Annotated in this window: 18 protein-coding genes; 12 read left to right on the top strand and 6 right to left on the bottom strand. The window is 44.4% G+C overall.

Going from position 1 to position 19975, the window contains the following annotated elements; translation table 11 throughout:
• Positions 1–6: 6 nt before the first annotated feature.
• Positions 7–1116, top strand: coding sequence for a glycosyltransferase family 4 protein (locus tag VRU48_RS14110; RefSeq protein ID WP_330108562.1), 1110 nt, complete (start codon positions 7–9; stop codon positions 1114–1116).
• On the opposite strand, the gene VRU48_RS14105 is transcribed toward VRU48_RS14110, so the two are convergent.
• Positions 1113–2039 (bottom strand): glycosyltransferase family 2 protein, encoded by a 927-nt coding sequence (locus tag VRU48_RS14105; protein WP_330108561.1) that lies wholly within the window; start codon positions 2037–2039, stop codon positions 1113–1115. The genes VRU48_RS14110 and VRU48_RS14105 overlap by 4 nt on opposite strands.
• A gap of 6 nt (positions 2040–2045) precedes the next feature.
• Positions 2046–3872, bottom strand: coding sequence for an ABC transporter ATP-binding protein (locus tag VRU48_RS14100; RefSeq protein WP_330108560.1), 1827 nt, complete (start codon positions 3870–3872; stop codon positions 2046–2048).
• A 162-nt stretch (positions 3873–4034) separates the two neighbouring features.
• Between VRU48_RS14100 and meaB the strand changes: the two genes are divergently transcribed.
• On the top strand, positions 4035–4934 hold the full coding sequence (gene meaB, locus VRU48_RS14095; RefSeq protein ID WP_330108559.1) for a methylmalonyl Co-A mutase-associated GTPase MeaB: 900 nt from the start codon (positions 4035–4037) through the stop codon (positions 4932–4934).
• On the opposite strand, the gene VRU48_RS14090 is transcribed toward meaB, so the two are convergent.
• Positions 4921–6210 (bottom strand): aminopeptidase P family protein, encoded by a 1290-nt coding sequence (locus VRU48_RS14090; protein WP_330108558.1) that lies wholly within the window; start codon positions 6208–6210, stop codon positions 4921–4923. The two genes, meaB and VRU48_RS14090, sit on opposite strands and share 14 nt — an antisense overlap.
• A gap of 171 nt (positions 6211–6381) precedes the next feature.
• Here VRU48_RS14090 and VRU48_RS14085 point away from each other — a divergent pair, with 171 nt between their 5' ends.
• The 5 genes from VRU48_RS14085 to recG all read left to right on the top strand — a co-directional run bounded on the left by VRU48_RS14085 (position 6382) and on the right by recG (position 11389).
• On the top strand, positions 6382–7731 hold the full coding sequence (locus tag VRU48_RS14085) for an OmpA family protein (RefSeq protein ID WP_330108557.1): 1350 nt from the start codon (positions 6382–6384) through the stop codon (positions 7729–7731).
• A 70-nt stretch (positions 7732–7801) separates the two neighbouring features.
• Complete coding sequence (locus VRU48_RS14080) at positions 7802–7945, top strand: DUF6728 family protein (protein WP_330108556.1); 144 nt, start codon at positions 7802–7804, stop codon at positions 7943–7945.
• Positions 7946–7982: 37 nt separating this feature from the next.
• Positions 7983–8363, top strand: coding sequence for a RidA family protein (locus tag VRU48_RS14075; RefSeq protein WP_330108555.1), 381 nt, complete (start codon positions 7983–7985; stop codon positions 8361–8363).
• A gap of 4 nt (positions 8364–8367) precedes the next feature.
• Positions 8368–9273: an EamA family transporter gene (locus tag VRU48_RS14070; RefSeq protein ID WP_330108554.1), complete on the top strand. Its 906-nt coding sequence runs from the start codon at positions 8368–8370 to the stop codon at positions 9271–9273.
• A gap of 7 nt (positions 9274–9280) precedes the next feature.
• Complete coding sequence (gene recG, locus VRU48_RS14065; protein ID WP_330108553.1) at positions 9281–11389, top strand: ATP-dependent DNA helicase RecG; 2109 nt, start codon at positions 9281–9283, stop codon at positions 11387–11389.
• A 351-nt stretch (positions 11390–11740) separates the two neighbouring features.
• On the opposite strand, the gene VRU48_RS14060 is transcribed toward recG, so the two are convergent.
• Complete coding sequence (locus VRU48_RS14060) at positions 11741–12973, bottom strand: serine hydrolase domain-containing protein (protein WP_330108552.1); 1233 nt, start codon at positions 12971–12973, stop codon at positions 11741–11743.
• Between the two features lie 114 nt (positions 12974–13087).
• Positions 13088–15298 (bottom strand): beta-N-acetylhexosaminidase, encoded by a 2211-nt coding sequence (locus VRU48_RS14055; protein WP_330108551.1) that lies wholly within the window; start codon positions 15296–15298, stop codon positions 13088–13090.
• A 185-nt stretch (positions 15299–15483) separates the two neighbouring features.
• On the opposite strand from VRU48_RS14055, the gene fumC reads away from it, so the two are divergent.
• The 5 genes from fumC to VRU48_RS14030 all read left to right on the top strand — a co-directional run bounded on the left by fumC (position 15484) and on the right by VRU48_RS14030 (position 19164).
• Complete coding sequence (fumC, locus tag VRU48_RS14050) at positions 15484–16881, top strand: class II fumarate hydratase (protein WP_330108550.1); 1398 nt, start codon at positions 15484–15486, stop codon at positions 16879–16881.
• A gap of 70 nt (positions 16882–16951) precedes the next feature.
• Positions 16952–17464 (top strand): fumarate hydratase, encoded by a 513-nt coding sequence (locus VRU48_RS14045; RefSeq protein ID WP_330108549.1) that lies wholly within the window; start codon positions 16952–16954, stop codon positions 17462–17464.
• A gap of 10 nt (positions 17465–17474) precedes the next feature.
• The gene (locus tag VRU48_RS14040) at positions 17475–18275 is read left to right on the top strand and encodes a S1/P1 nuclease (protein ID WP_330108548.1); all 801 of its coding nucleotides are present in this window, start codon (positions 17475–17477) and stop codon (positions 18273–18275) included.
• Positions 18276–18297: 22 nt separating this feature from the next.
• Entirely contained in the window at positions 18298–18726 is a 429-nt protein-coding gene (locus VRU48_RS14035; RefSeq protein ID WP_330108547.1) for a hypothetical protein, read from the top strand.
• Positions 18727–19164 carry a low molecular weight protein-tyrosine-phosphatase gene (locus VRU48_RS14030; RefSeq protein WP_330108546.1) on the top strand — a complete coding sequence of 146 codons (438 nt, stop codon included), beginning with the start codon at positions 18727–18729 and terminating at the stop codon, positions 19162–19164. It abuts the gene before it with no gap.
• Between the two features lie 78 nt (positions 19165–19242).
• Here the strand turns inward: VRU48_RS14030 and VRU48_RS14025 are convergent, their stop codons facing one another.
• A complete protein-coding gene (locus VRU48_RS14025; protein ID WP_330108545.1) occupies positions 19243–19929 on the bottom strand; it encodes a hypothetical protein in 687 nt (228 codons plus the stop codon).
• Positions 19930–19975 lie beyond the last annotated feature (46 nt).

Raw genomic sequence — 19975 nt, 5'->3', positions numbered from 1 at the left:
TGCCCGATGAAGAAGAAAGTGCTATTGATTACCCCAAGTTTAGACCGTACCGGATCGGAAATGCTGTTGTGGTACCTGATTAATAATTTGGATCCCCAACGGTTTGAGCTTTATGTGTTTTCTTTGCGCAAGGGCGAGCTTTATCGCCAGCTTCCAGAAAGGATTGGCAAAAGCGCAGCCTATAGGGTAGGAAAATGGTACCATAAGATTTTCAGGGGCTTGCTTAAGCTGTTTGGTACAGAACCCATCGGTTATCAGCTTAAACAGATCCAAAAAAGCTTTAAGGCCGATTTGTGGTATGCCAACACTATCCTTATTCCGCAGGCGCCACCGGCCGCCAAAGCCATTGGGGTTAAAATGGCTACCCATTTCCATGAGTTTATGTATGCCTATGGTTTCATTAAATCAGCTGCCTTTAAAGCTATTGTTGAACATTCGGATGCCTTGGTTGGTTGTTCTCCCCTGGTATGCGAAAGACTGAAAGCCTTGGGCCACCCCAAAGTGCTGTTGCAAAATAGTTTTATCGATGCACAAAAAATCAAACCCGATGCGCAAAGGGTAGAAGCACTTAGGCAACAACATGGCTTAGCCGAAACAGATTTTGTTTGGCTTATTTCGGGTTCTATGGCCTACATGAAAGGTTTGGATATGGTATTGGCTATTGCCGAGCATTTTAAGGGCCAAGCGGTGAAAATAATCTGGGTGGGTGGCGATTTGCACAATGGATTGGATTATTACGTGAAGACAGTGGCCACGAAGCAAAATGGCCAAAACCTGATTTTTACGGGAGCCATTGCGGCAGATTATTACAATTATTTTGCCCTGGCCGATGCCTATTTATCGCTTTCGAGAGAAGAATGTTTGTCGCTGGCCATGCTCGAAGCCGCGAGCTTGGGCAAACCCATTGTAAGCTTCGATACCGGTATTGCCAAAGCTTTTGTAAAAGAAGGCATGGGTTTGGTGGTGGATAGCTTTAACGTGGCCGATATGATCAAGGCCATGGAAGCCTTTAGGCAAAACCCGAGTCATAACGCGCAGTTGCTTAAAGATGCTGCTGCGGTTTATACGGTCGAGCAGCAGCTGCCCCACTTCGAACAGCTTTTGGAAAGTATTTAGGCCAATAATTGTTTGAGCTTATAGCCCCAGGCATATTTGAGCATGAAATTAAACTTGCTCAGCTTCGATTTCTTTTGGATAAACAGGAGTTTGTCCTGATGCCTGTACATGAAGAAAAATAACGAAAACGAAAAATACGCCTTCATGCGTCGTTCCGTTAATTTTAACAGCCTGCTCTTAAAGGATTGGAAATTATTATGTGCATAGGCTTCGAAAACCTGTATGCGCTTATATTCTTTTTCAATTTGCAGCAAAGCATTCCGCTTTTTAGCCTGCCCTCTGTCCAACCTTAAAATATTGGTATTCGCCTGGGTATGTTGACGGTATTTGACCAAGCAATCGTTTATAAAGCCTACGCTGCCGTTGCAGGCGGCCATGTAAACAATCCACCAGTCGTGGAAACTGTTGGTATCAAAGGCACTGAAAAAAGAAACAAGTTCTTTCTTAAACAACATGGCATGGCCCGAAACGCAATTTTCCATCAAGAATACCCGCGAATCGTTGCCGGCATAAAAATTCCTGATATCGCTCATTTTGCGTCCCATGCTTAGGCCTTCTTCGGTAATAAATTCGGAGTTATGGTACAGCAACAAATTGTCCTTGATTTCGCCCACCATGAGGCTGATTTTGTGCAGCTCCCAGATATCGTCTTGGTCGGCCAGGGCAATCAATTCTCCTTGGCAAAGCGAAATAGCCTTTTCAAAATTCCTGATGTAACCCAGGTTTTGTTCGTTTTGGTAGACTTTGAAAAATGGATAGCGAGCCTCGTAAGTCCTTAAAATCGCCAGGGTATTGTCCTTAGAACCATCGTCGAGCGCCACAACCTCCAGGTTCGGATAGTCTTGCCCAACCAGGGTGTCTAACTGCTCGGCCAGGTATTTTTCGCCGTTATAGGTGCACAAGGCAATAGAGACAAGCTGCATCGGCAATTAATCGTTAAAGGTTTGCATGTCGATCAATCGCTTGTACAGGCCGTTGTGGGCCATCAGCTCCTGGTGCGTGCCGCTTTCGGCTACCTGCCCTTTGTCTATCACCACAATTTTGTCGGCCTGCTGGATGGTGCTCAAGCGGTGCGCAATCACAATCGAGGTTCTGTTCTGCATCAAGTTGTTTAAGGCCTCCTGAACCAGTTTTTCCGATTCGGTATCAAGGGCAGAAGTTGCTTCGTCTAAAAGCATGATTGGCGGATTGGCCAATACAGCTCGGGCAATACAGATGCGTTGCCTTTGGCCGCCAGAAAGCCTGTTGCCCCTGTCGCCCACGGTCGATTGATAGCCTTGGTCTGTATTTAAAATGAATTCGTGCGCGTTGGCAATCTTGGCCGCGGCAATTACTTCCTCTTCGGTAGCGTCGGGTTTGCCAAAGGCGATGTTGTTGAATATGGTGTCGTTAAACAAAAACGATTCTTGGTTAACTGTACCCATTTGCGCCCTGATGCTTTCTACGGTCAGGTCTTGGTAAGGATGGCCGTCTATTTTCAGCGTGCCCGATTTAGGGTCGTGAAAGCGAGGAATCAAATCCATCAGTGTGCTTTTCCCTCCACCCGAAGGCCCTACCAAGGCCAGGGTTTTTCCTTTGTCGATACTCAGGTTGATATTGTTGAGTACCTGCTTTTCGCCATAGCTGAACGATACGTTTTCCAAAACAATAGCATTGCTAAATTGGTCGAGGGTTTTGGCATCGGGTTTATTGGTCAGTTCTGGTTTGGTGTCGATGAGGTCGAGCACCCTTTCGCCGGCAGAGATACCTGAGTGGATGCCGCTGAACGAATCGGTCAATGCCTTGATTGGTTGCATAATCTGCGAAAAAGTGGCAATGTAAACCACGAACTTATCTGGGCTCAATTCGCCTTGTCCGCTTAAGATCATGGTACCGCCATACAGCAAAATGAATACCACCACCAAAACACCCAAGGTTTGCGAAACCGGCGAAGCCAATTGTTGCCTGCGCACCATTTTACGGTTCAGGAAAGAATAGAATTTGTTCTCTTCGTTAAACTTATCTTTTGTTCTTTCGGTAGCGTTAAAGGCCTTGATGATTTTGATGCCACTTAAAGCCTCATCTAAAAAGCCGATCATTTTGGCGAAAGATTCGTGGGCCTGTGTAGCCTGCTGTTTGAGGCGTTTTACAATTTTGCTGATGATAAAACCCGATACCGGAATAACCAGCAAAGAAAAAAGCGTAAGCTTAACCGATATAGAAAGCAGTACGCACACCCAAAATATCAACTGTAAAGGCTCCTTAAAAACAACCTGTAGCGTGTTGGTTACGGTAAACTGCACCACTTGCACATCGGAAGCCACTTTAGAAATCACATCGCCTTTGCGCTCGTTGTTAAAATAGCCTACATGCAGGTTCATCACATTGTTAAAAACCGCTTTTCTGAAGTTTAATAAAGTGTGTACCCTCAAATCTTCCATGTAGCGCTGCGAAAAATAGCGGAAGAAATTGGATAGGAATACCGTAACCGCAATAGCCAGGCTGATCAGTTTTAAGGCGTAAACGCCATCGTGCTGTGCAATTATTTGATGGATATAGTCGCTAAACTTACCTACAATGTCGATTGCCGACCTGTCGCTTACCACTTTGGCCAGACTGTTTTTGCCCGTTGGCAAGAACAAGGCGGTCATTAATGGGCCAAGCAAAGTGAACAATAAGGTATTGAAAACGGTGGCAAACAAGGTTGCGATGATATAGGGAATCGCAAATTTTTCGATAGGTTTTGCGAAGGATAATAATCTGAAATAGGTTTTCATCTAAATATATAAAGGATACAAAGTTACGTTTTTTGTTCTTTGTTTAGGAGGGCAGGATTTTTAGGCCGTTAATATTACATGGAGCAAACGGAAAGCGCGCGCCTAAAGTATACTGAGGCAGAATTGATAAAAATATGTTTCTTTGTAAAGAATAGTTAGCCCATGAATTCGTATTTGACGCTTAAAGAAGGTATAGAAAAAGGAGATTTCAGGATATTGGCCAGGGCCTTAACCTTGGTAGAGAACAATATTGAGCCATCTTTAGCCTTGCTCAAAGCCATTCGGGTTAAAAATGAAATTCCGGTTTTGGGCATTACCGGCCCTCCGGGTGCAGGCAAGAGTACCTTGGTGAATGCCATAACGGCACATTTTGTGGGCCAAGGTAAGAAGGTCGCCATTTTGGCCGTAGATCCTACCTCGCCATTTAATTTTGGTTCCTTGCTGGGCGATCGGATCAGGATGGTGCAACAGTTCAACAACCCCAATGTGTTTATCCGCTCTATTGCCACCCGTGGCGCCTTGGGCGGTATCTCAGTCAAAACCCTGGAAATGGTAGATGTGATGCGTTCGGCCAATTTCGATCTGATTTTGGTAGAAACTGTGGGTGTGGGCCAGTCGGAAGTGGAGATTGCTGGCCTTGCCGATAAAACCTTAGTGGTGTTGGTCCCCGAATCGGGCGACGAAATACAGCACATCAAATCGGGATTGATGGAAATTGCGCAGGGTTTTGTAGTGAATAAGGCCGATAGGGAGGGGGCCGATATGTTTGCCAACAAACTGAAGAAGCTCGTGAGTCAGCAACATCAGGATATCCCGGTTTTTAAAACGGTGGCCGACAAAAACGAAGGGTTGGCCAATTTGTGCAAGTGGATTGCCAAAACAGACAAACCCAACAACGAGCGCCGTAATTTTCTGATGGCCGAAAAAGCTTTTCAGCTTATCCAGCATCGTCGCATGTTGGATATCGATAAAACAAAGCTCCGTCAGGCAGTTGACGAAGCTTTGGTAAAATCAGATTTTAATATTTACAAATTTGCCGAAGATTGGCTTAAGCATTCATAAGCGCCTCAATTTCTTCAACCGCAATCGGAATATTGGCCATCAGGTCGATGTTGCCACCTTCGGTAATCAGGATGTCGTTTTCTAGCCTTACGCCAAAACCTTCTTCCGGAATGTAGATGCCCGGTTCGCAGGTGAGGATATTGCCCACTGCAAAAGGCGTGTACCTGCCCGCAAAGTCGTGCACATCAATGCCCAGGTGATGGGAAGTGCCGTGCATAAAATATTTTTTGTAGGCCGGATAGGCAGGGTTTTGGTTTTTAACCTCTGTAGCGGTAATGAGTTTGAGTTTCAACAGCTGTTCGGTCATAATTTCGCCAACCTGTTCGTGGTAAGTATTCCATACGGCACCGGCAACCATCAGCTTTTTGGCTTCGTGCATCACGTGCAACACGGCATTGTATACCTCCTTTTGACGGTTGGTAAATCGGCCGTTTACCGGAATGGTGCGGGTAAGGTCGGCATTGTAGTTGCCATATTCGGCGCCAAAATCCATTAAAATCAGTTCGCCATCTTGGCAGGTTTGGTTATTGTCGGTGTAATGGAGGATGTTGGCGTTTTGTCCGGCCGCAATAATTGGCGAATAGGCATGCCCCGTGGCGCGTTGCCTGATAAATTCATGGATGATTTCGGCCTCAATTTCATACTCCGTTACACCCGGCTTTACAAATTGAAGCACCCTTAAAAAGGCATCGCGGGTAATGTCGCAGGCTTTTTGGGTCAGTTCTACTTCTATAGGCGATTTGATGGCTCGAAGCTCACGCAATAAAGGCGCCGCGCGTTCAAACTGGTGCAACGGGTAGTTTTGGCGCAGCTGTTCGATAAACCTGATGTCGCGGTAGCTTACCGTATGCAGGTAACGGTCGTTCTCGTTCAGGTTGAGGTAAACCTGATCGGCATAGTTGATAATGCTGTGCAGGATGTTTTCGAAATCGCCCAACCAGTAAATGGCAGTGATGCCAGAAGTCTGACTTGCTTGGTCTTTGGTATATTTATGGCCTTCCCAAACCTTAATGTGGTCATTTGTCTGTCTTAAAAACAGGACTTCTCTGTATTGAGGATTAGGACAGTCGGGATAAATCAATAAAATTGATTGTTCCTGATCGATGCCAGAAAGGTAAAAAAGATCGGCATTTTGCTTGAATTGAAAGTTTTGGTCGCCGCTTCTGGGAAATTCATCATTCGATTGAAATATGGCTATTGAATTGTTTTTCAGTAGTTTACAGAAATTTTTTCTGTTTTCAACGAACAAAGAGTTGTTTATTTGATGATACTTCATACATTTACTGATTTGAATTTGGGTAGTTAGTCCAAATGTAATAAAATACGAACATTTTAGGAAGTTTGGAACGGAGTTTGTAAGGTGTTTTGAGATTATAAAAATTTGTTTAATTTTGTATTGCAAAAAATTATACAATTAATATTTGTTTAACCTTAAAAAAGAAAAATTATGAATTATTCTACTTTAAAGAAAGGTGTTGCGGCCTCTTTAGTAGCATTATTAGGAGTAACAACTCTTGCTAGTGCTCAGGATGCTCCTGCATCATCTTCTGCCAAAGTGTTTGGTGGAAGAGGACAGTACAGAACGTGGTCTTTCGGTATCAACGGTGGTGTTTTGGCGCCAGTTGCTGTTATCGGTGGTACTAACGACTTTACTAACTGGGATGTTAACTTAGGTTACGGAATTTCATTGCGTAAACAACTAGGTCATGCTTTTGGCTTAGAAGGTAACATCTTCCGTGGCAAACTATCTGGCACTAACAAAGATGCTGTAGGTGGTATTAAAAACGGAGTTAAAGAATTCGAAACGGATATTCAATATGCCGCTGACATCAGAGGTGTTGTGAATGTTGCTACTGTAGATTTCTTACGTCGCGAAAATTCAGTTAACTTCTTCGTTACTGCTGGTTACGGTTTAATGGCTTACAATCCAAAAGTAACCTTAGCTAACGGTACTGTTGTTAACAACAAAGGTAAATTTGGTGACAACCACGATAAAGACTTCATCAAAGAAGCTTATATCCCTGTAGGTGCTGGTATCAAATTCAAAGTTTCAGACCGCGTATCTTTCAACTTGGCTTACACCATGAACTTTGTTGATGGCGATAATGTTGATGGAGTTTATGCTGGTGGTACTTCAAAAGATAAATTCTCTTACGGTTCTGCTGGTTTAGAATTCTCTCTAGGTTCTAAAGCTAAACCTAACTTGGATTGGGTTAACCCAGTAGCTATGATGTATGATGAATTGAAAGATCCTTCATTACGTCAAGAAGTTGAAGCATTGAAAAACCGTGTTTCTAACGTTGAGAAATCAGTTGAAGACTTGAAAAAAGATTCTGATGGCGACGGTGTAGCTGATCAATTCGATAAATGTGCTGGTACTCCAGCTGGAACTAAAGTTGATGGTTCAGGATGTCCACTTCCTCCTCCACCAGCTCCTCAGCAAATCGTAACTCCAACTACTTCTACAGTATCTGGTTTCGAGCCAATCCAATTCGAATTCAACTCTTCAGTTTTGAAAACCGAATCTTATCCAATCTTAGATAAATTATCTTCAGTATTGCGTGAAAACGGTGGTAAAGTAACTTCTAAAGGTTATGCTTCTAGCGAAGGTACTGCTGCATACAATTTGAAATTATCTAAAGACAGAGCTAACTCTGTTAAAACTTACTTAGTAAACTCTGGCGTTAACGCTAGCCAAGTAACTGTTAAAGGTTTCGGCGAAGCTAACCCAATTGCTTCTAACGACACTGAAGAAGGTCGTATCCAAAACCGTCGTGTTGAGACTTCAAGAAACTAATCTTGCTTAACTCGATAAGAAAAGAGCCCCGAAATTTCGGGGCTCTTTTTTTTTATCCTTACATTTGTATATGTACTTCTTTAGAAAGAATAACCCAGACAGACCAAAAAATACCAATATCAAGATTATGCATGCTATCAATGCCATAGCCATTATCTTGTTTTTGGGTGGCATTATCTGGAAACTGGTACAGTGGTTTATCCTGAAAAAATAACCAGTCGACTATTCACGCGATCGATAAAAACCAATAGATGAAAACAATAATCAATACCAGTAATGCCCCGGCCCCAATTGGTCCCTATAGTCAGGCCGTAATGGCCAATGGATTTCTGTTCGCCTCTGGCCAAGTGGCCATCAATCCGGAAAACGGAGAACTTAACCAGACCTCTATTGCCGAAGAAACACATCAGGTGATGCGCAATATCAAAGCCGTGTTATTAGAAGCTGAGTACGATTTTGAGCATGTGATTAAAACCACCATCTTTCTGTCGGATATGAGCCTGTTTGCCGAAGTGAACGAAGTATATGGCTCTTACTTCCAGTCGGAATATCCTGCCCGCGAAACGGTTGCCGTAAAAGGCCTGCCTAAAGGCGTCAATGTAGAAATATCGGTAACCGCCTATAAGGCCTAAGCCATTGCAACAGGCTAAGACCAAATATCTGCTGGCCGGATTTCTTTCCGTAGCCATTTGGGGCTTCTTTGCCATTCCGCTCAGGAATATCAAGGCGTTCCCTTCGCAGGAAATCCTCTATTACCGCATATTTACTTCTTTGGCGGTGATATGGCTGGTTATTCTCTTGTTCAGAAGAAAATCGATGGCGCGAGATATCCAATATTTCAAGTCGGCCTTGCCCAAAGAAAAACGAATCATCGTTTACCAAATATTAGGGGCCACGGTGCTGCTTTCGCTCAATTGGTATACTTATATCTATGCAGTTAACAATGTGAGCCTTAAATCGGCGGCATTCGCTTACATGGTATGCCCACTGATTACTGCCTTTGGTGGATTTCTGATTTTGAAGGAAGAGCTTTCGAAGCTCAAGCTGATTGCTTTGGGGGTTGCCTTGCTCAGCATCGTAATGTTGGCCACTGGCTCATTGATAGAAGTAACCTGGTCGGTAATTATTGCGGCGCTATATGCGTTTTACCTGATTATCCAGCGCAAAATGCAACACTTGGATAAACTCAATGTATTGGCGGTGCAGATTGCCATTGCGGTATTGTTGATGCTGCCTTTTTATTTAAGTAGCCATCAAGACGTTCCTACAAGCGTTTGGTTTTGGGGCAACATCGTGGTCATTGCCGTGCTGTTTACCATCATCCCATTGTTTTTGAGCCTTTATGCACTAATCGGTATTCCTTCTTCTACTTTGGGCATTATCATTTATATCAATCCCATTATTGCCTTTACGGTGGCCATTGTTTACTTTGGAGAACGGATAGACCTGCACCAGTTGCTGGCCTACCTCTTGTTGCTGTTTGCCGTTTTGCTATTTAATTGGAACTTGATGAAAGATATTTTTACTTTTAAGAGAAAATAGGTTCATTTTGCAGGCTTCAAATTTAGATACACCTCTTGTTTACCTTAAGGGCGTAGGCCCTAAGCGTGCGGAGCTTTTGCAAAAGGAATTGGGCATGGCCAGTTATAAAGACCTGCTTTACCATTATCCTTTCAGGTATATCGACCGCACCCGTTTTTACCAGATCAGAGAGCTCGATCCCGAAATGCCCTTGGTGCAGGTGGTGGGGAAAATACTGAGCAAGGAAGTAATCGGTGAAAAGCACAAAAAACGCTTGGTAGCCAAATTTGCCGACGAAACGGGCGCCATTATGGAGCTGGTCTGGTTTCAGAGCATTAAATGGGTAGAAGACCATGTAATGCGTGGCAGTACCTACATCGCCTTTGGCAAACCTACTTTTTTTAATGGAAGCTTTAGTATTTCGCATCCGGAGCTTGAAAATTATCCCCGTCCGCCAGGCTTAACGGGTAACCTTACCCTACAGCCGATTTATAGCTCTACCGAAAAACTTAAAAAGAATTTTCTCGACAGCAAAGGACTGCAGAAGCTGATCCAACATGTTATCGAACTGCATATTAACGAGGTGCGGGAGACCATGCCTGCTTATGTGCTCGAAAAATATAAGCTCATCAGCCGGAAAGAAGCTTTGGTGCATATCCATTTTCCTGCCAACCAGGCCAAGCTGCAACAGGCCGAAAGGCGGCTGAAGTTTGAGGAACTGTTCTTTATCCAGCTGCAATTGCTGTACAACAAACAGGTCCGTAGCCTCAAGTTTAAGGGGCTTTTGTTTGATACGGTTGGTGAGCGCGTCAATACTTTTTACAAGGAAATGCTGCCTTTTGACCTGACCAATGCCCAGAAACGGGTGATTAAAGAAATCAGGATCGATACGCAGAAAGGCAGTCAGATGAACCGTTTGGTGCAAGGCGATGTGGGTAGCGGCAAGACCGTGGTGGCCCTCATTAGCATGTTGTTGGCCAATGATAATGGCTATCAGGCCTGTATGATGGCGCCAACCGAGATTTTGGCTAGGCAACATTACGAATCGCTGGTTTCGCTGTTAAAAGGCGAGCTGGTCAATATCTCCATCTTAACAGGCACGACCACCAAGAAACAGCGTACGGTTTTGCATCAGCAATTAGAAAATGGCGAAATCGATATTCTTGTAGGCACTCACGCGCTGATTGAAGACAAAGTAAAGTTCAAGAATTTGGGATTGGTGGTTATTGATGAGCAACATCGGTTTGGTGTAGAACAAAGGGCCAAACTGTGGAGGAAGAACACAATTCCTCCTCATATTTTGGTGATGACGGCTACGCCTATTCCGCGCACCTTGGCCATGACTCTGTACGGCGATTTAGATGTATCGGTTATAGATGAACTTCCGGCTGGCAGAAAGCCTATTGAAACGCGACATTTGCTCGAAGGACAACGCCTACGGATGTTTGGTTTCATGAAACAGGAGATTGCCAAAGGCCGGCAGGTTTATGTGGTTTATCCATTGATTAAGGAAAGCGAAAAGCTCGACCTGATGCATTTGGAGGCGGGCATAGAACAGTTCCGATTTGAATTTCCGTTACCTAATTATCAAATCAGCATCGTACACGGACAAATGCCCAATGCCGATAAAGAGTTTGAGATGCGCCAGTTTATTGAGGGCAAAACACAGATCATGGTAGCCACAACCGTAATCGAGGTGGGGGTTAACGTGCCGAATGCCTCGGTGATGATTATCGAGAACGCCGAGCGATTTGGGCTTTCGCAATTGCACCAGTTGCGCGGACGTGTAGGTCGTGGGGCCGAGCAATCTTATTGTATTTTGATGTCGAGCAATAAACTCAGCGAAAATTCCAAGTTGCGCCTCAACACCATGGTGAAAACCAACAATGGATTTGAAATTTCGGAGATAGATTTGCAGTTGAGAGGACCTGGCGATATTACCGGAACACAACAGAGTGGCGTACTCGAACTGAAGGTAGCCAACTTGGCCAAAGACCAAATTATTCTGCAAGAAGCCCGAAATACGGTAATCGAAATATTTGAGCGCGACCCGATGGTAAACCTGCCAGAAAACAGCCTGCTTAAAACCTATCTCGACAGAAAAAATCAAGGGATTGCTTTTGACAAGATTTCGTAAAAGCCGAAATGTTTAATATCGGTTAAAATGTTCACCACCTAAGACACCTAAGTGCCTGTTTCGTGAGCTTTGTCCCTGCATCTCCAAAAAATAATCCTTTTTTAACTTAAGCTAAGGGTTCTTAGGTGGTTGAACAGATAGGCCACCAATAACCGTTGCTCGGATTCCATAATAGCCGAAGTGTTTTAATGCTAATTAAAATGTGCACCACCTAAGACACCTAAGTGCTTATTTTACTAGGTTTGTAGCCGTATTTAAAAACAACTCTTTTTTAGCCTAGCCTAAGGTTTTTGTGGTGGTTGAATAGATAGACTGTAAAACCCAAGGCTTATCAGTAAGGCTATGGCACTATTAATCCTCGTCGCTTCCTGGCAACGAACCAGCGCCGGTATAGGCTCCTTTGCGGATGATCGGCATCTTTAGGTATTTATACAGATCGTCTAGGTGCATTAAGCTGCCATTGGTAAGGTTGCCCAAAAATATCACCACAACATCCTTATCTAAATCGCGTACATAAATGTGGCGGAAACCATGCCACCAGCCAGTGTGGTAAACCACTTTGTCCATGCCTTTGCCATCGAACATGCGCCAGCCATAGCCGTAGTTGAAATGGCCATTTACAGGCTTGTTGCGACCTACATAAGCCGAATCGAGGCTTTTTTGGCTCAACAATCGGCCGTTTTTAAGGTATTTGTCGTACAGTACCAAATCGTGCAAAGTGCTATAAATCCCTTTGTCGCCCACAGGGCCATCCAAAAAATTCTGAACCACCGAATAGCGCCAGGTACGATCGTGGCCAACTACATCAACCGGAATTTTTTCGTATTCTGTGGTCGAGTAAACATGGGTATGTTTCATTCCTGCCGGCTTAAAAATATGCTCCATCATGTACTGCGAATACCTTTGCTTGGTTACTTTCTCTATAATGGCACCCAATACCATAAAGTTGGAATTGTTGTAGTGGAAAACCTTGTTGGGTTTGGTGTAAGGGTTAGGTTTTTTATCGGCTATAATGTCCATTACCTCTTGGTTGGTCACACCCTTTTTCATGTTGAGTTTTTCCTTGCGGTAAATATCATCGATGAAATACACATAGTTCATCATGCCGCTGCGGTGCGATAGCAACAGCTCTATGGTAATGCCGTCGTAAGGGAAATTCGGGAAGAACTTTTTCACATCGTCGGTCAGTTTAAGCTTGCCTGCCTCTACCAATTGCATAATGGCCACGCCGGTAAAGGTTTTGCTAATAGAGGCCAACTCAAATTCCGAATTGATTTTCAAACTGTCGCGATGCAGGTAATCGGCCCAGCCAATGGCTTTTTCGTAAAGGATTTTTCCTTTGCGGGCCACGAGCATATTGCCGTTAAATCCGTATTTTTTGTGCAGGTTCTGTACAAAATCGGCAATCCATGGATCTCCTTTTTTAGGGTCGTAGGCAATGAGCAGGCTATCGGCCTTATCGTCTTCCTTGGTTCTTATTTTCTGTTGCGCAGCCGCTTTTTTGGCTTTTTCTTCTTTGCTGGTACAGGCCGAAACCGTGATGAGAGAGAGCGCAACGGCGGTTAGGAGTAGACGAAACTTCATGTAATAAAATATACGGGTTTAAAAGCCAGCAAAATAACGATAATTGGGTTTTTAAACCTAAAAGAGTTTTAAACATTGCCTTAATACTGGCTTAACCTGATCAAGCTGTTGCTTTTAACCTTCCTTTTTGAGCAGCGCAATGCCATTCGAATCATTGTCTACATCGCCCCTAACCATGGCCTTGATGATAAACGAGGCACCAGTTTCGTATTCCTTGATATTGAACTTGTAAACATTGTCTTTTTGCGCCGAGCCCGTACTTCCTTCGTGTATGTCTTCAGCGATTTTTACACCGTTTTTCCATACGGTAATCGATTGGATTTCGAGCTTGGTACTGCCTCCAGTATACATAAAGGTAAGGGCATAGTTGCCGTTTGCGTTGATTTTTCCAGTGGCATTGATTTCAAACGTACCGAAATCCTTGCCTTTGATCTTGTTGGGATTCCACTCGGCCACTACTTCGCCGTATTTTTTAAATTGCTCATATTTTTCTGGAAAATAAAGGGGCAATGAAAACTGTTCCCTGTTCAGCACGGTAATGGCCATCAGGTCTTTAAGTTCGCCAACGGTTACGCTTTGGTTATACACCGGAGAATAAGGATTAGGATAGGTACCATCGGTGGTATAACGAATTTGGGCGCCATCAACCACGTTTTTGAGCTTAACCAAATAGCCCTTGTCGGTTTTTTCGGCACTGATTAATTTAGGTTGTGGCAAGCGGAAACCATAGCCCGCATTTTGGTAGCGCAGGTAATGGCTGGCCAGTCTTTTTTCAAAATCCTCCCAGTTTTGCTGGGCAAGGGGTGTCCACACTACCTCGGCCAATGCCGATAGGCGTGGAAAAGTAAGGTAATCGAAATATTTCTCGGAACGGTTTTCGTTCAGCGGGCCTATTTCCTGCAAAATGGTGCCGTGTATAAACTGATCGGCCCAAAGCGTAGCCGAAGCACCCAATACCTGTTTGCGGTATTTCTCGTCAAGACCCGGTACCAGCGGATTGAGCTGGTAAACTTTTTCGAGCGGAACAAGGCCAACCCAGGTAGCGGCTTTTACTTCGCCCGGAATATTGCTTTCGGCCATATCAAAATAACAGAATTTAGTTAGCGACATTACCACATCGTGGCCGTTTTCTACCGCCTTGAATGTTTTTTTAGGATCGTGCCAAACCATGCCTACCACTTTTTCTTTCAAGCCATCCTCAATAATTTCGTCCCAGCCCACAATGGTTTTTCCATAAGGCTTTACCATATTTTGTACGCGCTGGTTAAAATAAACCTGTAAAGCAGCCTCGGTTTTCAGGCCCAGATCAGTTTTGCGTTTTTGACAATAGGGACAGGCCGCCCATCTGGTATAAACAGCTTCGTCGCCACCGATGTGCACATACTTAGACGGAAACAAGGCAAATACTTCCTTAAAAACATCGGCCAAAAAATCGAAGGTGGTTTCCTTGCCTACACAATACAATTCTTTGCTGATGGAGTGCTGCGTAGGCATTTCGAACTGCTGCCCCGTACAGCCGAGGTAAGGATAGGCCACTACTGCGGCCAAAGTATGGGCCGGAAGCTCTATTTCTGGTATCACTTCTACATTTCGAGCCGAAGCGTAGGCTACAATTTCCTTAATGTCTTCTTGGGTATAGTAGCCTCCGGTACGTTCGGCCCCTTTGCCGCGCCAGGCACCCATGGAAGTGAGCTTAGGGTATTTTTTGATTTCCAATCGCCAGCCTGCATCGTCAATGAGGTGGAAGTGCAGCATGTTCATTTTGTACATGGCCATGATATCGATAAACCGGAGCACATAAGCTTTGCTGAAAAAGTACCTCGATACGTCGAGCATCATGCCTCGCCAAGGGTAAAGTGGCGCATCTTGAATGTCGGCTCCCTTAACCGTCCAGGTTTTGCCTTTTTGGCGTTGCGGATTATAGATTTCGGCAGGCAACAACTGTAGCAACGTTTGTATGCCATAAAATACACCCTTACTGGTATTGCCCACAATGCTAACCTGATTGGCACCAACCGTTAGGCGGTAGGCTTCTGGGTTTGCAGCTGCTGTTTTGCCCAAAGTCAGCCATATTCCATCCTTGGCCGATTGGGCTTCCAGCAACTTAAAATCATAGCCTGTGGCAGGCGATAAAGCCGATGCCAATAATTCGGCCTGTGCTTTAAGCCCTTTTTGGTAGTAGATGTTGGTTTGAGGCTTAATGATAAAAACAGTTCCGTTTGCTTTGACCGTTTGTGGCAAAGGAATGATGTTGAGTTGCGAAAATGAATTCAATGTCCCAGCAAACAGGCATAAGAATAAAAGACAGGCGACTTTGGTACGCATAAAAATAGTTTTGGTTGGCTACAGTTTCCGATTTTAGCCTTAAAGTAAGGATAGCAGGCCAGCTTTTAAGGCTTTAACAGTGCGCAAACGTTTGTTCATGTGGCAGTAATGTTGCAAATTATCTAGGTTAAAAGAAGGCTCGTTTAATCAAAAAACTTAAATTTGCCAAAAAAACAGCAAACATCATGAGTTTCAGAATAGAACACGATACCATGGGCGAGGTACAAGTGCCCGCCGATAAATATTGGGGCGCTCAAACCGAACGTTCGCGTAATAATTTTAAGATTGGACCAGAGGCTTCGATGCCAAAGGAAATTATACATGCTTTCGGCTATTTGAAAAAGGCCGCGGCTTTGGCCAATACCGAGCTGGGTGTTTTGCCACAAGATAAAGCCACTTTGATTGCAAAAGCCTGCGACGAGGTGATTGCCGGTCAGTTGGATGCCGAGTTTCCTTTGGTAATTTGGCAAACCGGATCGGGTACCCAAAGCAACATGAACGCCAACGAGGTGATTGCCAACCGTGGCCACGTGATTAACGGAGGCAGTTTAGGCGATGACAAAAAAGTGTTGCACCCGAACGATGATGTAAACAAATCGCAATCTTCAAACGATACTTATCCAACCGCGATGCACATTGCCGCCTACAAACAAGCGGTAACCGTAACCATTCCGGGATTGGAGAAACTAAGAAATACCCTGGCACAAAAGGCTGCTTCGTGGAGCGATATCGTAAAAACCGGTCGCACGCACTTTATGGACGCTACCCCGTTAACCTTGGGCCAAGAGTTTTCTGGTTATGTACAGCAAATCGATAACGGCATCAGGGCGATTAAAAACGCTTTGGAAATGATCAAGGAATTGGCATTGGGCGGTACTGCAGTAGGCACCGGCTTAAATACGCCAAAAGGTTATGATGTATTGGTGGCCCAAAAAATTGCCGAATTGACCGGTCTGCCTTTCGTAACGGCTCCAAACAAATTCGAAGCTTTGGCCGCGCACGATGCCATGGTTGAATTGTCAGGTGCGTACAAGCGTGTTGCCGTTTCCTTAATGAAAGTGGCTAACGATATCAGGATGTTGAGCTCAGGCCCACGTTGTGGCATTGGCGAAATCATTATTCCTGACAACGAACCAGGATCATCGATCATGCCGGGCAAGGTAAACCCAACCCAGCCAGAAGCCTTAACCATGGTTTGCGCACAGGTAATGGGCAACGATGTAGCCGTAAGCGTAGGCGCTAGCAACGGCCATTTCGAACTGAACGTATTTAAACCGGTTATTGCAGCTAACGTATTGCAGTCGGGCCGTTTAATTGGCGATGCCTGCGTTTCGTTTAACGACAAATGTGCCGAAGGTATCGAGCCAAACAGGCCGGTCATTAAACAGCACATGGAAAACTCATTGATGCTGGTTACGGCTTTAAATCCGCATATCGGTTACGAAAACGCTGCTAAAATTGCCAAAAAGGCACATAAAGAAAATAAAACTTTGCGCGAAGCTGCAATTGAACTGGGCTTGCTAACCAGCGAGCAGTTTGACGAGTGGGTTCGGCCAGAAGATATGGTAGGAAGCTTGAAATAAGGTTGAAGGCGGAAGGTTAAATGTGTAAGGGTGATTAGATTTAAAAACTAATTGAAATAATAAGAAATCTATGTATTCGTATTTTCGGCGCTTGTACCTTCTGCCTTTTACCTTCTGCCTCATTGCCTTATGGAGTGCCTGTACCCGCTTGCCCAATGTACAAGGTAGGGGCGAAACCATGTTGCAGGGCGTATGGAACCAAGACAGCGTGGCCAATGCCAAAGACCTGCTTTCGTATACGCAGCACCATTTCAAAATCAGTTGCGATTCGTTTTATGTAGACCTCACTACACATTCGAAAGTAAACTACTATTCTGATTCGTGCTTTAACAATGGCGTTTGGAAAGAATACGCAAAAGGTACTTATGCCGTTAAGGGCGATACCCTGATTTTGAACGGAACTTTTACCAAAGCCAATTACAAGCAAAAGGTTTCGGGCTGTTATCGCAGCGGACGCTACCTGAACAATTTTAAAATCATATCATCCAGTGGAAGCAGATTGGTACTTGAAAACCTGGCCGACCAACGCGAATGCGTATTGGAGCTAAAACAAGCCATTACCTGTGTCCCTAAAGAATTGTAATCCTAAACAGATGAAAAAATTAAACCTATTCAAAAAATTAGCCATTGCTTTTGCCTTGGCTTATGTTCCTTTCACCGCTGGTGCATGGGGCGTATTGGGCCATCGTATTGTTGGCGAAGTAGCCGATTATTACCTCAGCCCTAAGGCGCGCAAAGCCGTGCAGCAGATTTTGGGAACCGAAAGCATGGCCATTACGGCCAACTGGGCCGATTTCATCAAATCGGATACAAGCTACAACTACCTGAGCAATTGGCATTATGTGAATTTGCCTGAAGGATTGTCGCAAAACGATGTGTTCAGCTTTTTAGACCATCAACCTGGCCCGAATATCTATAACAAAACCAATGAAATGATCGAGGTGCTTAAAAACCCGAAAAGCACAGCCGAGCAAAAGAAATTGGCCTTAAGAATGGTGATCCATTTGATGGGTGATATGCACCAGCCAATGCATACTGCCAGAAAAGACGATTTGGGTGGCAACAAGATTTTGCTGACCTGGTTTGGCGAAAAATCTAACCTGCACCGGGTATGGGACGAAGGATTGGTTGATTTTCAGCAACTGAGCTATACCGAATACACCAAAGCCATTAACCATCCTACGGCATTGCAGCTGGGTGCTTGGCAAAAAGCCAGTTTAAAAGATTGCGTTTACGAATCGTACCAAATCTGCAACAAGATTTATGCAACCGGCGTTAAAAACGACGACAAATTAAGCTATAAATACAATTTCGATTGGATCAACACCGTAAACGAACAATTGTTGAAAGGCGGTATTCGTTTAGCCAAAGTTTTAAACGATATTTATAAGTAGTTTAAAACTTAACCGGAATACCATGAAAAAATTATTGTTGTTGGCTTTGGTCTGTATGGCCTTGGCTTGTAAAAAAAGTGCTTCCGATAACATGACGAAGTATAATTGGACAATCAGTTCGGCTGTAGTAACGCCGGCAATGACCATTGATGGAAAAACGTCTACCGATTTCCTAGCCATAGGCAATGCAAGTACCTGTTTAACCGGACTTACCTACATTTTTAACGAAAATGGAACCTTTGTAACCAGTAGCAACGGTCCGCTATGCGACAGGGCTCCAGAAAGCCCGAGTCAGAAATGGACTCGCAATGGCAATATCGTTAAATTGAATTATGGTGGTGGCGGTAGAGAAGCAGCGCTAAACGGAGATAAGCTGATTATTGTCGACAAAAGCACCAAGGATAATGTAGAGTACACCATCGTAACTACCCTAATAGCCAAACAAAAATAAGTGAGAATTTTAATGGTTTGTCTGGGCAATATTTGTCGTTCGCCTTTGGCCGAGGGCATCATGCGCCATTTGGTCAACGAACAGCACCTGGGCTGGCAAATTGCTTCGGCAGGTACAGGTAGTTGGCATGTGGGGCAAGCGCCAGATAAGAGAAGCATCGCCATTGCCCAAAACTTTGGCTATGATATTTCAACCCAACGTGCCCGTCATTTTACCAAAGCCATGTTCGACCACTTTGACCATATTTTGGTGATGGACAGGAATAACCTGAAAGATGTACTTGCCCAAGCCAGCACGACGGCGCAACGCCAAAAAGTGAAGCTGTTCCTAGATGATGATGAAGTAGTCGACCCTTATTACGACAATGCACTTTTCGAGCCTGTTTGTGCACAGATTGAAAAACGGTGCAAAGAATTGATAACTATATTTAAAGCCTAGTACACTTGCGAAGTTTTTAAAACTTCGCAAGTGTATTCCTATCAAACTTCGCAAGTGTACTTCCCTTACCTTTGGTCTTTAAGCTTTCACCTTTAGCCTTTCTGCCCTTGTTTCCTGCGTTAAATAAATATAATTGAACATGCAGAACGAGGCGATGGCACCAAAGGTATGCCACAAAAAGTGTGTTCCCGTGCTTAGCCATTCCCATTTATCGGCTATGCGAAACGTAAGCGCAACGACAAAGGCCAATAAAGCCATGCCTACCCATTTGCCGTTTTTCCAATGGGTGCTGATCAGGTAACCCCATACCGGTAACAGTACCAAGGCGGCCATCATGGCGTAGTTGATGTTGATGAACAATTGGATGTTATTGTGGGTAACCATGCTCCTGAAAAAGAACTGCAAAGCCACATAGGCCAGCACCAGGAGCACCGCATAATACCATTTGAACAGCTGTGCCAAAAAATAAACCCCAGCCGATACACACAGCAACATAATGGGCATCCAATCCATCATGATAAACATCCGCCACTGCCTAAAAGCATGGTAAGTGGTGCCCCCAATGCCTCCAATATAAAGCAGCACCAGACAGTAAGTCAAAAACACATGCGATTTATAGTCTTTCCACAACCTAATGGTCCAGTAAAAGGCAATGGCCAGAAAAAAGCAGGAAGTAATGGCATTGAGCGGTTCCGGAAAAAAGTGCTGCAGGTTGGTTTCTGTGTAAAGCGTTCCGCCGTCGGGCGGGCGTTGAAGTGCTAGCATAACAATGATGGATTTCTTTTAGAAACGCAGCGCGATTCCAAATGTT

Source organism: Pedobacter albus, assembly GCF_036324255.1.
In the GTDB taxonomy this organism is placed as follows: Bacteria; Bacteroidota; Bacteroidia; order Sphingobacteriales; family Sphingobacteriaceae; genus Pedobacter; species Pedobacter albus.
Note: the sequence above shows the minus strand (reverse complement) of the source record. Positions and strands in the feature narration are given on the sequence as shown.

Bases quoted from the DNA above. Each gene is read 5' to 3' on its own strand.
- VRU48_RS14085 (WP_330108557.1), top strand. From the start codon at position 6,382: ATGAATTATTCTACTTTAAAGAAAGGTGTTGCGGCCTCTTTAGTAGCA.
- VRU48_RS14055 (WP_330108551.1), bottom strand. From the start codon at position 15,298: ATGCGTACCAAAGTCGCCTGTCTTTTATTCTTATGCCTGTTTGCTGGG.
- VRU48_RS14025 (WP_330108545.1), bottom strand. From the start codon at position 19,929: ATGCTAGCACTTCAACGCCCGCCCGACGGCGGAACGCTTTACACAGAA.
- VRU48_RS14110 (WP_330108562.1), top strand. From the start codon at position 7: ATGAAGAAGAAAGTGCTATTGATTACCCCAAGTTTAGACCGTACCGGA.
- VRU48_RS14060 (WP_330108552.1), bottom strand. From the start codon at position 12,973: ATGAAGTTTCGTCTACTCCTAACCGCCGTTGCGCTCTCTCTCATCACG.
- VRU48_RS14100 (WP_330108560.1), bottom strand. From the start codon at position 3,872: ATGAAAACCTATTTCAGATTATTATCCTTCGCAAAACCTATCGAAAAA.
- VRU48_RS14040 (WP_330108548.1), top strand. From the start codon at position 17,475: ATGAAAAAATTAAACCTATTCAAAAAATTAGCCATTGCTTTTGCCTTG.
- VRU48_RS14090 (WP_330108558.1), bottom strand. From the start codon at position 6,210: ATGAAGTATCATCAAATAAACAACTCTTTGTTCGTTGAAAACAGAAAA.
- VRU48_RS14105 (WP_330108561.1), bottom strand. From the start codon at position 2,039: ATGCAGCTTGTCTCTATTGCCTTGTGCACCTATAACGGCGAAAAATAC.
- VRU48_RS14080 (WP_330108556.1), top strand. From the start codon at position 7,802: ATGTACTTCTTTAGAAAGAATAACCCAGACAGACCAAAAAATACCAAT.
- VRU48_RS14075 (WP_330108555.1), top strand. From the start codon at position 7,983: ATGAAAACAATAATCAATACCAGTAATGCCCCGGCCCCAATTGGTCCC.
- VRU48_RS14035 (WP_330108547.1), top strand. From the start codon at position 18,298: ATGAAAAAATTATTGTTGTTGGCTTTGGTCTGTATGGCCTTGGCTTGT.
- VRU48_RS14045 (WP_330108549.1), top strand. From the start codon at position 16,952: ATGTATTCGTATTTTCGGCGCTTGTACCTTCTGCCTTTTACCTTCTGC.
- meaB (WP_330108559.1), top strand. From the start codon at position 4,035: ATGAATTCGTATTTGACGCTTAAAGAAGGTATAGAAAAAGGAGATTTC.
- fumC (WP_330108550.1), top strand. From the start codon at position 15,484: ATGAGTTTCAGAATAGAACACGATACCATGGGCGAGGTACAAGTGCCC.